Here is an 11,961-nt window from a genome sequence, read left to right on the forward strand (position 1 = left end):
CCCATGCGCCGTCTGCTCGTTGCCATCGCCCTGTTCTTCGCAGCATTCGGTGCCGCCCATGCCGCCGAGCCGCGACGGAAGGTGATCATCGACGACGAGGGCTTTGCCCTGATGCACCTGCTGCTGCTGGAAGACCGGCAGGTGGAGGTGATGGGCATCACCACCGTATCGGGCAACACCTGGGCCAATCGCGCCACGGCCATGGTGCTGCGCGGGCTGGAATTGTCGGGGCATGAAAGCGTGCCGGTGGCGCAAGGGGCGACCTTTCCGATCCTCAATTCCGAGGCGCGCACCGAGCGGTGGGAAGCGCTCTATGGCAAGCTGGTGTGGAAGGGCGCGTTCATGAAGCAGTGGGCCGAGCCGACCGTCCAGTCGACGCCCGAGCATCACGGACCCTTCGATCCGGTGGACCTGCCGTGGGGCAATCCGAAGCTCAAAGCCCTGCCGGAGGCCGCCGCCCTCTTTATGATCCGCACCGTGCGGGCCAATCCGCATCAGGTGACGATCATTGCCTGCGGGCCGCTGACAAACCTTGCGCTGGCGCAGCGGCTTGATCCCGAGTTCGCCTCGCTGGTCAAGGAAGTGGTGGTCATGGGCGGAAGCCTCAACCCGCAGCAGGTGCTGGACGATACCTCGGCGGCGCAGTTTGCGCGCGAATTCGTCAACACGCCGCGCCGCGAGTTCAATATCCGCTTCGACCCGGAAGCTGCGAGCATGTTCGCTCATGCGTGGTGGCCCAAGGTGACCTTCGTGCCGGTCGATCCCTCGACCGCCACGCAACTGACCCCGGCGCTGGTGGAGCTGCTGGCCAATGTAGCGCGGCCGCCGGTGGCGGCGATGATCCGCCGGATGGAGCCGGGATTTCCGATGTGGGACGAGATCGCCGCTGCCGTCTGGCTCGATCCTTCGCTGGTCACGCGCCAGCAGCGCCTGTGGTACGATTTCGATGTCCAGTTCGGCCCCGGTTACGGCGACATGTTGACTTGGCACGACGCTTACCGGCCCGGCCTCGACGAGGGGCAGGCGGACATGGTGCTGACGGTGGACGTGGCCCGCATGGAAGCGCTGTTCGCGCAGGCGCTGGGTGGGCGTTAGGGTCAGGTGAGGAGGGCGTTGCGCGCGGCGATGTCTTTGCGGATGGTTTCGTGGAGGCCGTCCATCGGCCACATCAGGACGACCACGGTCTGCAGGGCGAGGAGGATGACGGCGCTGCCGTAGTAGGTCCAGCGGATCGCTTCGCGGGCAGTGTCGGTGACGGCGTCGGGCACATAGCCAGCAGCGCCGAGCATGAAGGCAAACCCTGCCGTGCCGATGGCCATGCCGACCTTGGTCGAGAGGCTGATGCCGGCCGAGAGCAGGCCTTCGCGCCGGGTGCCGAACTTCCATTCGTGATAGTCCACCGTCTCGGCAATCATCGCGAAGGCGGCGGTGATGGTGATCGAGGTGGCAAGGCAGGCGGCGATGTAGAGCGTGAGGAAGGTTGCGGTGTTGCCTTGCGTGAGCGGCAGGACGGCGAAGATCACGGCGGCCAGCGCGAGGACGAAGGCGCTGCCTTTCCTGATGCCGGTGCGCGCAAGGATCGGCGGGGCGACAAACGAGGACAGCAGCAACATGCCCGAGACCGCCGGGAGCATGACCGAGATCATCCACGGCGCGCGCATCACGTCGATGGCGAAATAGGCGGTCGCGCTCATCATCAGGCCGAAGCGGATGAAGTAGAGCAGGCAGGAGGCGAAGACGACGAGCCAGGCTTTGTTGCGCAGCATCTCCTTCACGGCAGGGCCGATGGCGAAGTGGGGCGAGGAGCCGTCGTCGAAGCGTTCCTTGCAGTTGCGGAACAGGGCGAGCGTGCAGACGAAGCCGATGGCGGCAAAGAGCATCGCGACGAGCTGGAAGCCCTTGTTCTGGTCCTCGCCGCCGAACACACCGACCAGCGGCATGACCGCCGCGGTGCCGAGCACGACCGAGATCGAGGTGCCGACCCCGCGCATGCCGGAAAGCTTGAGGCGCTGCTTCGGGTCGAGCGTCATCATCGGCATGAGCGCGGTGTAGGGGATAGCCTGCACGGACATGAGGATGCCCAGCGCCTTGAAGGTGACGAAGGCATAGACCAGCTGCGCGCCGTGGCTCCACGCAGGCACATGGAAGAGCGCGACGGTGAGCAGGGCATAAGGCAGCGCGGTGAACAGGAAATAGCCGCGCGTGCGGCCCCAGCGGCTGCGGGTCTTGTCGACCGCGATGCCGACGACCGGATCGATCACCGCATCGAGCAGGCGGGCGATCAGGAATACCGTGCCCACGCCTGCTGCCGGCATGCCAACGACATTGGTGTAATAGAACAGCAGGAACCCGCTCGCCATGTTGTAGGCAAGGCTGGTGCCCATGTCGCCGAGGCCGTAGCTCAGGCGTTCGGTGAAGCTCAGTCTGGTTTCGGCCACTTGTCCTCTCCCGGATCGCGGCGTTCTGTGTCTAGCAGCCCAGCGTTTTGCGGGTCAGCGCGAGTGACTGGTCCATCGGCAAGGTGGGGAAGTATTCCATGCCGATGCTGCCGGTGTAGCCGAGGCTTTCCAGCGTCTCCATGACGTGCGCCCAGTCGACCGTGCCGGTGCCGGGTTCGTTGCGGTCCTGCATGTCTGCCACCTGCACGTGGGCGACGAGATGGATGCGTCCTTCAAGGACTTGCGCGATGTCCTCGCCCATCACGGCGCTGTGCCAGACATCGTAGAGCAGACGCAGGTTGGGGCTGGCGACGGCTTCGATCAGGTCCAGACCGAGCGTGGTGCTGACGAGGTACATCGCCGAGAACAGGCGGGTGTTGAGCGGTTCGAGCAGCAGGGTGACGCCTGCCGCCTCGGCAAGGGCGGCCGCTTCCGTGAGCGCGGCGACGGCATTGGCGAAGTGGTCTTCCTCGCTCATCCCTTCGACCTTGAAGCCCGAGGCGACGATCAGCGGCGGCTTGCCGAGCGGGGCGGTGGCCTTGATCGTTTCGCGCACGGCATCCACCATCTCGGCGCGCTCTGCCGGGTCGACGATCGAGCGGCGCGGATCGACGCAGATGCCGGTGAGCTTCACGCCCGTCTCTTCGAGCGCGGCACCGATGGCCTCGACCGGCTTGTCGCGCCAGAGGTGGAATTCGACGAGATCGAAGCCTTCGGCCTTGGCGGCGCGGACACGCTCGGCCAGATCACCGGCTTCGGCGAATTGCCATTCGATGCAGGAAGACAAGGGGTAAGCAGCAGGCACGTCGATCTCCCAATCGGCGGCCCCGCACCCTTGGACGAGCGCGTTTGCCTGGCGGCAGAATGGGCCGCTACTTTATTGGAATATATATTCTCATCCTTCGCGACGAAGGTCAAGGCCCGCCGACGCAATTCGTCCCTCACGCCGACAAAGGCCGTCATGCGTCTGACGGGAAGCTGATCCTAGGTAATCAGCCACTTCCTCTGTATGGAGCGGGTGAATCGCAACACCCCTGCGCAGAGCGAAAGGCGCCATCCGAAGTCATGACGTCATGCGCATCCCGATTGGACGAACTGGGCTGGAGGCCGTTCTTCAGCGCGCAGTTGTCCGAAGAGGAAGTGGCGCAGTGTCTGCCCGTGCGGGTCATGGCGGTGCATCGCGGCTATATTTCCGTGGCGGGCGATGGCGTGGAAACGCTGATGCCCTCGCAGATTCCGGGGGCGGATGGCGAGGAGGACCGACCTGCGGCGGGCGACTGGCTGCTGCTGGCGCGCGACAGCATGGAGCCGGTACGGCTGCTGGCCCGTGCCAACCTGTTCAAGCGGCTGGCGGCGGGGGTGCGGCAGAGGCTGCAGGTCATCGCTGCCAATGTCGACACGCTGTTCGTCGTTGCCTCGTGCAACGACGATTTCAACATTGCGCGGCTCGAGCGCTATCTGGTGCTGGCGCGCGACGTTGACGTGACGCCGGTTGTGGTGCTGACCAAGACCGACCTTGTCGATGCGTGGGAGCCTTTTGCCGAGGCCGCGCGTGCGCTTCAGCCCGATCTGATCGTGCAGGCCGTCAACGCGCGCAATCCGGCAAGCGTGGCGGCCTTGGCCAAGTGGTGCGGGCCGGGGCAGACGGTTGCGTTTCTGGGCTCGTCCGGCGTCGGCAAATCGACGCTGATCAATACGCTGAGAGGCTCCGACAATCTTGCCACGGGCGCGATCCGCGAAGAGGACGGCAAGGGGCGGCACACGACCACGGCGCGCGAGATGCACCGGCTCGAAGGCGGCGGCTGGCTGCTCGACACGCCGGGGATGCGCGAGTTGCAGCTATCCGAGGTGGCATCGGGCATTGCCGAAGTCTTCGACGATATCGTCAGCCTTGCGCAGGAATGCAGGTTCTCGAACTGCACGCATGAAGCCGAGCCGGGCTGCCGGATCGTGGAAGCGATGGGCAACGGAACGCTCGACCCTGCGCGGCTGGCGCGCTGGCGCAAGCTGGCGAGCGAGGAAGCGGCCAATTCGGCGAGCAGTGCCACCCGCAAGGCGCGCGGCGCTGGCCGGGCTGGTTCTGCGCCGCAGCCCTCAAACAGAAACGGGCGGCGTCCGCGGCGGTAACGTCACGGGCTGCGCGCACGATTATTGGAGATATCATGGCCGACTTGTACCTGCGTGCGCTCGAATCCGAACGCAAGAGCCTGTGGGCGATGTGCCGGCTCAAAGGGCTTTCCAAGGACACGCCCGAGCGCCGCCGCATTGCCGAACTGGATGAGCTGATCGGGACGCACAAGGCCAAAAAGGCCTGATACCAACCTGCACTGATCCTGACCTCATGGGTCAGGATCAGTGCAGGTTGGTATGAGGTTCAGCGCGCGGTGATCGCCGCTTCTGCCGCGCTGGCTTCGGCGATGAGCGTGCGCAGCGCGGCGGCGGTATCGGCAAGGAGCCGTTCGCTGATCGGCTTTTCGCCATTGATGAACCGCCGCAACGACCGCTCGTCTATGCCAAGGCGGCGCGAGGAGGTGGTGACGCCGCCCAGCACCTGAATGCAGTGGGCGAAGTGGTCCTGCAGGGCGTGCGTCTGTTCGGGGGCTGTCATCGGTTCTCTCTGCTCGGATGAAGGCGGGCGCGTCAATCCCCGGTGATGAATTGATCGTTGCGGGCGAAGGCAAGGAACCTTCGCGCGCGGTTCCGGTTCTTGGGTGAGGCGGACGGCACCACGTGAGGGGCTGCTTCTGCAATCTCTCACGAAGGATCGAAACATGGCTATTCCCCGCAACGGCAAGGCTGACGCTAACCGCTCGCCTGCGCTCGACAATGCCCTGCGCGATCACCAGCCCGGCGCGGGCCGACCCGGATACGCGACGGATCTCGGCAATGCCGGGGAGACGCATCAGGATGCCGAGGCCGGCAGCGCGGCTGATGGCTTCCTGACCGACAATTTCGGCCATCGCCTGTCCGACAACCAGAACAGCCTGAAAGCGGGTGAGCGCGGGCCTACGCTGCTGGAAGACTTCATCCTGCGCGAGAAGATCTTCCACTTCGACCACGAACGCATCCCCGAACGCATCGTCCACGCCCGCGGATCGGGCGCGCATGGCGTGTTCGAGGTGACCAGGGCACTTCCGGAGCTGACCCGCGCGGGGCTGTTCCAGAAGAAGGGGACGACCTGCCCGGTGTTCGTGCGCTTCTCGACCGTGGCGGGCGGGGCCGGATCGATCGACACCCCGCGCGACGTGCGCGGCTTTGCGGTGAAGTTCTACACAGATGAAGGCAACTGGGACCTGGTTGGCAACAACATCCCGGTGTTCTTCATCCAGGACGCGATGAAGTTCCCCGATCTGGTCCATTCGGTGAAGATGGAAGCCGATCGCGGCTATCCGCAGGCGGCGAGCGCGCATGACACGTTCTGGGACTTCATCGGACTGATGCCGGAATCGATGCACATGATCATGTGGGCGATGAGCGACCGCGCCATTCCGCGCACGCTGCGCATGATGGAAGGCTTTGGCGTCCACACCTTCCGCTTCGTCAATGCGCAAGGGCAGGGCAAGTTCGTCAAGTTCCACTGGAAGCCGGTGCTGGGCATGGAATCGCTGATCTGGGACGAGGCGGTGAAGATTGCCGGGGCCGATCAGGACTTCCACCGCCGCGACCTGTTCGAAAGCATTGCCGCAGGCAGCTTCCCGGCCTGGGACCTTGGCGTGCAGGTGTTCGACGAGGACTTCGCCGCAGCGCAGCCCTATGACGTGCTCGATGCGACCAAGCTGATCCCGGAAGAGGATGTGCCGGTCGAGATCGTCGGGCGGATGACGCTCAACCGCAATGTCGATAACTTCTTTGCCGAGACCGAGCAGGTGGCGTTCATGCCGACCAACGTGATCCCCGGCATCGATTTCTCGAACGATCCGCTGCTGCAGGGGCGGCTGTTCTCGTACCTCGATACGCAGAAGTCGCGCCTTGGCACGACCAACTTCCACCAGATCCCGATCAACGCGCCTAAATGCCCGTTCCACAACATGCAGCGCGACGGCATGATGCAGACGCTGGTGCCGACGGGCCGCGCCAACTACGAGCCGAATTCGCTGAACGAGGCGGGCGAGGACAGCGGCCCGCGTGCTTGTCCCGATACCGGCTTCACCTCGTTCCGCGAGAACGGGGAGCGCAACGATCCGACCGAGAAGGTGCGCGTGCGGGCCGAACTGTTCGCCGATCACTACAGCCAGGCCGCGCTGTTCTTCCATTCGCAGACCGCGAACGAGCAGGCGCACATCGCCTCGGCGCTGGTGTTCGAGCTTTCGAAGGTGACGCTGGAGCACGTTCGCCTGCGGGTGCTTTCGCGCCTGCGCAATGTCGATGAAGGGCTGGCCGCGCGCGTGGCCGATGGCCTTGCCATGGACCTGCCCGAGAAGGCTCCTGCCGCGCGTGAGCCGGTGGAGATGAAGCCTTCCGATGCCCTGTCGATCCAGAAGCAGAGCAAGAAGACGTTCGAGGGCCGCAAGCTGGGTATTCTCTTTGCCGAAGGATCGGACATGGCGACGATCGACAGGATGAAGGCCGATGTCGAAGCGGCGGGCGGCAGCGTGTTCCTCGTCGCGCCCAAGGTTGGCGGCATTGCGGTCAAGGGTGGGACGCTCAAGGCCGATGGCAAGCTGGAAGGCTCGCCCTCTGTGCTGTTCGATGCGGTTGCCTCGGTGCTGATGCCCGCAGAGGCCGAGAAGCTCAGCCTGCAGGGCGCGGCGGTGCAGTGGTTCATGGACGCTTATGGCCACTGCAAGACCATCGCCCACTGCAACGGGACCAAGGTCATCCTCGCCAAGGCGGGGGTCGAGCCGGACGAAGGCGTCGTCCCCAATGAAAAGCTGATGGAGGTCGGCCCGGTGCGGCACTTCGCGCGCGAGCCGAAGGTCCGCGATCTCGCCTGAGGAGCAACGGTGGTGGCGACAGTCAACAAGATCAAGCCGGATGAAGCGAAAGCCAAGGCCGTTGCCAAGGCCAAGGCCATCGCGCCGGAGGTGCCGGCGCATATCGGCCAGACTCCGGCCACCGACCTTCGCGGGTTGCCCGATGTGTTCGGGCGGCTCGTCGAGGATCATGACCGACACCGCGCGCTGCTCGCCATGCTGGAGGCAACCGGCGGCAAGGGCGTTGAGGCCAAGGCGCTGTTCGAGGAGCTGGTCTATGAACTGAAGGGCCACGCCGCTGCCGAGGAGCAGGCGCTGTGGTCAACCGTGCTGCGCAATCCGGAGACAACCGAATTCGCCCGCCATGCCGTGGCCGAGCACAAGGACATCGACAAGATGCTCGACGACCTTGCCGCGCGCGACATGGGCACCATCTCCATCACATCCGCGAGGAAGAGCAGGAGCAGTTCGTCGAGAGCGAGAAGATCCTCACCGCCGCCGACCGCAAGCACATGCTGGCCGTGTTCGAACGGCGCAAGAAGGCGGAGAAGGCCGCAGCCGAAGTGAAGCCCCGGCTGCGGATCAACGATATCGCCTGAGTCTGGACCCGGTGCTCAGCCCAGCTTGCGCAGCGGTTCCGTGCCGTCCCAGTCCTTTCCGGCGTCCTTGATCATCTGGAAGATGCCATCGGCGCCGGTCATGTTCTGGAGCAGTTCGATCACGTGCCCCGGCCCCATTCCGGGATCGACATAGATCACTTCGCCATCGGCTCCGACCTTGCCCTCGACGAGGATCTCCGCGCCTGCCTCGGCACAGGCGGCGCGGGCTTTGGCGATGGAATCGACGAAGATGCAGATGTGGTGGAGGCGGTCGGTCACGGCATATTCGCCGGTGTAGATCGATGGCTCGGCGTTCTCCGGGCGGATCAGCTCGATCTGCACATCGCCCCAATAGGCGATGGCGATGGAGAAGACCGCGCCGGTGGGGACGCCCTTGTACTTGGCATGCCCGAGCGCGACGTTCTCCATCAGGTAGAACGGGCCGACGCCCATGGTTTCGGTCCAGTACTTGACCGCCGCGTCGAAATCGGACGGCAGATAGGCGAGCTGGCCGACAGGGCCCAGCTTGGTGATCGCGCGGGTCATGCGAACAGGCCCTCGGGTGCTTCGAGCAGGCCCTTCAAGGTCTGCAGGAACTGCGCGCCCGCCGCGCCGTCGATGGCACGATGATCGACCGACATGGTCAGGCCGATGCGGCTTTCGAAGGCGATGTCGCCGTTGGCTGCTTCCACCGCCACGCGGTTCACCCCGCCAACGGCAAGGATCGCGCCCTGCGGCGGATTGATGATCGCGTCGAATTGCTCGATCCCGAACATGCCGAGGTTGGAGACGGAGAAAGTGCCGCCGTCCATGTCCTCGAACCCGAGCTTGCCAGCCTGCGCCTTGTCGATCAGCGCGCGGGTGGTCGCCGCGATCTGGGCGATGTGCATGCGGTCGGCCTGGCGGACGATGGGCGTGACGAGGCCCTTGGGGCTGGCCACGGCAATGGCAACATCGGCGTGCGGGAAGGAATGCACGGCATCGCCATGGACCTGCACGTTGACATCGGGGTGCCTGACCAGCGCCAGCGCCACGGCCTTGACGATGTAGTCGTTGATCGAGGCCTTGGTGCCGAGCACGAGGTTCGCCGTCTTGCGCAAGTCCATCAGCGCATCGACCGAGGCCGAGACGCGCAGGTAGAAGTGCGGGATGGTCTGCTTGGCTTCGGTCAGGCGGCGGGCGACGACCTTGCGCACCTTGTCGAAGGGCTGGACGCTGGGCTGGTTGGCGACCAGCTCGAACGGTGCACCGAAGGCGACCGCTGGTGCAGCCGTGGTCGGCTTGACCAGTGCCAGCACGTCAGCCTTGGAAATGCGGCCGCGCGCGCCGGTGCCCTTGATCCCGGCCAGCACAATGCCTTGCTGTGCCGCGATGCGGCGGGCGAGCGGCGAGGCGAAGGCTTCGGGCGTGTCTGCAACCAGTTGCGCCGTGCCCTTGAAGCTGGCGGCGCGTTCCGGGCGCAGGGCCTGCACCACGTCCTGATAGGTGATGCGCCCGTTGCGGCCCGATCCTGCGATCGGTTCGATGTCGACGCCTTCGGCTTCGGCAAGCTTGAGCGCTTCGGGGCTGATCGCGCGGTTGGTGACGATCTTCTTCGGCTCGCGCGCGGGTGCTGCGGCAGCAGCAGGGGCCGGAGCCGCCGCCGCTGCCGGGGCAGGGGAAGCGCCGCCAGCCTTGGCCGCGACCGAGGTTTCGGCAGGCTTGAAGGTGGCGATGAACGCATCGACTTCGGCGTCGGTGGTATCGGCATCGGCGAAGACCGCCAGCAGCGCGCCCACCGGGTGCGCCTCATCGCTGGCGGGCGTCAGCAGGCGCTTGAGCACCGCATCGTATTCGGCTTCGACCTCGTTTGTGATCTTGTCGGTCTCGATCAGGCACAGCAGCTGGCCCTTGGAAAAGGCCTCGCCTTCCTTGACCATCCATTCGGCGATCGTGCCCTCGGTCATTTCGATGCCCCATTTGGGCATGCAGAACGGGCGTATATTGGCCATGTCGCGGCTCCTCAACGGTAGCTCAGGACCTTGCGCACCGCCGCTTCGATCTTGTCGACCGAAGGGAGGTAGGCAGTTTCCAGCTCGCGCGCGAACGGGATGGGGGTGTGCGGCGGGTTGACCGACAGCGGCGGGGCCTTGAGGCTGGCGAAGGCCTTTTCGGCAACCAGCGCGCAGATGTCGGCACCAAGGCTGCAGCGCGGCGGCGCTTCGTCAACCACGATCAGGCGACCGGTGACTTCCACGGAGTCGAGGATCGCCTCTTCATCCAGCGGGCTGGTGGTGCGCAGGTCGATCACGTCGCAGCCGATGCCCTCGGCGGCCAGCTTGTCGGCCACGGCCTCGCAGAAGCCAAGCAGCAAGCCGGTCGAGACGATGGTCACGTCCTGCCCGGCGCGGGAAAGGCGCGCGTGGCCAAAGGGGATCATGTAATCGGGATCGTCGGACACTTCGCCCTTCATCCCGTAGAGTGCCTTGTGCTCGAGGAAGATCACCGGATCATCGTCACGGATGGCGGTGCGCAGCAGGCCCTTCACGTCATCCGGCGTGCTGGGCATCACCACCTTGAGACCGGGCATCCCGGTGAGGATCTGGTGGACGGCCTGGCTGTGCTGGGCAGCGGCGTTGTAGCCTGCGCCATAAGCCATGCGGATCACCGCAGGGCACTTGGTCTTGCCGCCGAACATGTAGCGGAACTTGGCGAGCTGGTTCCAGATCTGGTCGAGCGAGACGCCGATGAAGTCGGCGAACATCAGTTCGGCAATCGGGCGCTTGCCCGAAAGCGCAAGGCCGGCCGCCGCGCCCATGATCGCGCTTTCCGAGATCGGGGTGTCGATCACGCGGTCCGCGCCGAACTTTCCGAACAGCCCGGTCGAGGTCGACCAGATGCCACCGATGGCTTCGGGGCCGCCCGGCGTGCCCATGCCGCCGACAATGTCTTCACCGAGCATGACGACATTCTCGTCGCGCTCCATTTCCTCTGCGATCGTCGAGACGACGGCGTCGCGGTACATCATTTTTGCCATTTGTCCGCTCCCCGGCTCAGTACGAGATATAGACGTCGGTCAGGACGTCTTCGGCGGTGGGCCGGTCAGCGGCCTTGGCCTGGCGCACGGATTCCTCGATCACTTCGAGCACTTCGGCATCGAGCGCATCGAGATCGGCGTGTTCGAGCAGGCCTGCATCCGTCACCGACTTGCGGAAGTTCTTGAGGCAATCGCGCATCTCGCGGATGCGATCGAGCTCGCCCGGACCGCGATAGCGCTGCGGATCGCCTTCGAAGTGGCCGAAGAAGCGCTCGGTATCGAACTCGACCGCCGCCGGACCGTTGCCGGGGACGCGGACGTAATCGAGCACTTCGCGCATGGTTTCATAGACCGAGAAGAAGTCGGTCCCGTCCCCGCGCCAGACCTTCATGCCGAAGGCTTCGGCGCGGCTGGCGATATCGCCGCTGGTGCCGACCGCATACTGGTAGCCGGTGTGTTCGGAGTAGTGGTTGTTCTCGAACACGAAGATCGTCGCGGCCTTGGTGACCACGGCCATGTTCATGGCTTCGAAGGTGGTGCCCTGGTTGCACGCGCCGTCGCCCGAGAAGGTGATGGCGACCTTGCCCTTTCCGTCGATCTTGGCGGCGATGCCTGCGCCCACGGCGATGGGAGCGCCCGCGCCGACGATGCCGTTGGCACCGAGCATGCCCTTGTCGACGTCGGCGATGTGCATCGAGCCGCCCTTGCCCTTGCACAGGCCTTCGCGGCTGCCCCAGATCTCCTTCATCATCCCGTTCACGTCACAGCCCTTGGCAAGGCAATGGCCGTGGCCGCGATGGGTCGAGACGATCTTGTCATCGACCGAAAGGTGCTCGCACACGCCCACTGCGACGGCTTCCTGCCCGCAATAGAGGTGCGTGAACCCGGCGATCTCACCGGTCTGGATATCGACGTGAAGACGTTCCTCGAATTCGCGGATCACCTTCATCTGGCGATAGGCGCGCAATAGCGCCTCACGGCTCAGCTGCATCCTT

Annotated in this window: 12 protein-coding genes; 5 read left to right on the top strand and 7 right to left on the bottom strand. The window is 65.1% G+C overall.

Annotated features, from left to right (window positions below):
* Positions 1-3 precede the first annotated feature (3 nt).
* Positions 4-1,095 (top strand): nucleoside hydrolase, encoded by a 1,092-nt coding sequence (locus ACZ1JX_RS18425; protein ID WP_465126800.1) that lies wholly within the window; start codon positions 4-6, stop codon positions 1,093-1,095.
* Positions 1,096-1,097: 2 nt separating this feature from the next.
* On the opposite strand, the gene ACZ1JX_RS18430 is transcribed toward ACZ1JX_RS18425, so the two are convergent.
* Together ACZ1JX_RS18430 and ACZ1JX_RS18435 are read right to left on the bottom strand one after the other, a co-directional pair.
* The gene (locus ACZ1JX_RS18430; protein WP_465126801.1) at positions 1,098-2,438 is read right to left on the bottom strand and encodes an MFS transporter; all 1,341 of its coding nucleotides are present in this window, start codon (positions 2,436-2,438) and stop codon (positions 1,098-1,100) included.
* A gap of 31 nt (positions 2,439-2,469) precedes the next feature.
* The gene (locus ACZ1JX_RS18435; protein WP_465126802.1) at positions 2,470-3,243 is read right to left on the bottom strand and encodes a TIM barrel protein; all 774 of its coding nucleotides are present in this window, start codon (positions 3,241-3,243) and stop codon (positions 2,470-2,472) included.
* Positions 3,244-3,524: 281 nt separating this feature from the next.
* On the opposite strand from ACZ1JX_RS18435, the gene rsgA reads away from it, so the two are divergent.
* Together rsgA and ACZ1JX_RS18445 are read left to right on the top strand one after the other, a co-directional pair.
* Positions 3,525-4,565 (top strand): ribosome small subunit-dependent GTPase A, encoded by a 1,041-nt coding sequence (gene rsgA, locus ACZ1JX_RS18440; RefSeq protein WP_465126803.1) that lies wholly within the window; start codon positions 3,525-3,527, stop codon positions 4,563-4,565.
* Positions 4,566-4,600: 35 nt separating this feature from the next.
* A complete protein-coding gene (locus tag ACZ1JX_RS18445) occupies positions 4,601-4,753 on the top strand; it encodes a hypothetical protein (protein WP_465126804.1) in 153 nt (50 codons plus the stop codon).
* A 59-nt stretch (positions 4,754-4,812) separates the two neighbouring features.
* Here ACZ1JX_RS18445 and ACZ1JX_RS18450 read toward each other — a convergent pair whose 3' ends face one another.
* Positions 4,813-5,046: a hypothetical protein gene (locus ACZ1JX_RS18450; protein WP_465126805.1), complete on the bottom strand. Its 234-nt coding sequence runs from the start codon at positions 5,044-5,046 to the stop codon at positions 4,813-4,815.
* Positions 5,047-5,209: 163 nt separating this feature from the next.
* Here ACZ1JX_RS18450 and ACZ1JX_RS18455 point away from each other — a divergent pair, with 163 nt between their 5' ends.
* Together ACZ1JX_RS18455 and ACZ1JX_RS18460 are read left to right on the top strand one after the other, a co-directional pair.
* The gene (locus tag ACZ1JX_RS18455) at positions 5,210-7,372 is read left to right on the top strand and encodes a catalase (RefSeq protein ID WP_465126806.1); all 2,163 of its coding nucleotides are present in this window, start codon (positions 5,210-5,212) and stop codon (positions 7,370-7,372) included.
* A 12-nt stretch (positions 7,373-7,384) separates the two neighbouring features.
* Positions 7,385-7,918, top strand: a complete 534-nt coding sequence (locus tag ACZ1JX_RS18460) for a hemerythrin domain-containing protein (protein ID WP_465126807.1) — start codon at positions 7,385-7,387, stop codon at positions 7,916-7,918.
* 47 nt (positions 7,919-7,965) lie between these two features.
* On the opposite strand, the gene ACZ1JX_RS18465 is transcribed toward ACZ1JX_RS18460, so the two are convergent.
* Genes ACZ1JX_RS18465 through ACZ1JX_RS18480 form a run of 4 tightly spaced genes read right to left on the bottom strand, consistent with a single transcriptional unit; the run spans position 7,966 to position 11,957 of the window.
* On the bottom strand, positions 7,966-8,496 hold the full coding sequence (locus ACZ1JX_RS18465; RefSeq protein WP_465126808.1) for a VOC family protein: 531 nt from the start codon (positions 8,494-8,496) through the stop codon (positions 7,966-7,968).
* A complete protein-coding gene (locus tag ACZ1JX_RS18470; RefSeq protein WP_465126809.1) occupies positions 8,493-9,941 on the bottom strand; it encodes a dihydrolipoamide acetyltransferase family protein in 1,449 nt (482 codons plus the stop codon). Before ACZ1JX_RS18470 ends, ACZ1JX_RS18465 begins: the two co-directional genes overlap by 4 nt.
* 11 nt (positions 9,942-9,952) lie before the next feature.
* Positions 9,953-10,966: an alpha-ketoacid dehydrogenase subunit beta gene (locus ACZ1JX_RS18475; protein WP_465126810.1), complete on the bottom strand. Its 1,014-nt coding sequence runs from the start codon at positions 10,964-10,966 to the stop codon at positions 9,953-9,955.
* 16 nt (positions 10,967-10,982) lie between these two features.
* Positions 10,983-11,957: a thiamine pyrophosphate-dependent dehydrogenase E1 component subunit alpha gene (locus ACZ1JX_RS18480; RefSeq protein WP_465126811.1), complete on the bottom strand. Its 975-nt coding sequence runs from the start codon at positions 11,955-11,957 to the stop codon at positions 10,983-10,985.
* Between the last annotated feature and the right edge of the window lie 4 nt (positions 11,958-11,961).

The sequence above is a fragment of the Novosphingobium sp. BL-A-41-Hi4A-0G genome, assembly GCF_055521735.1.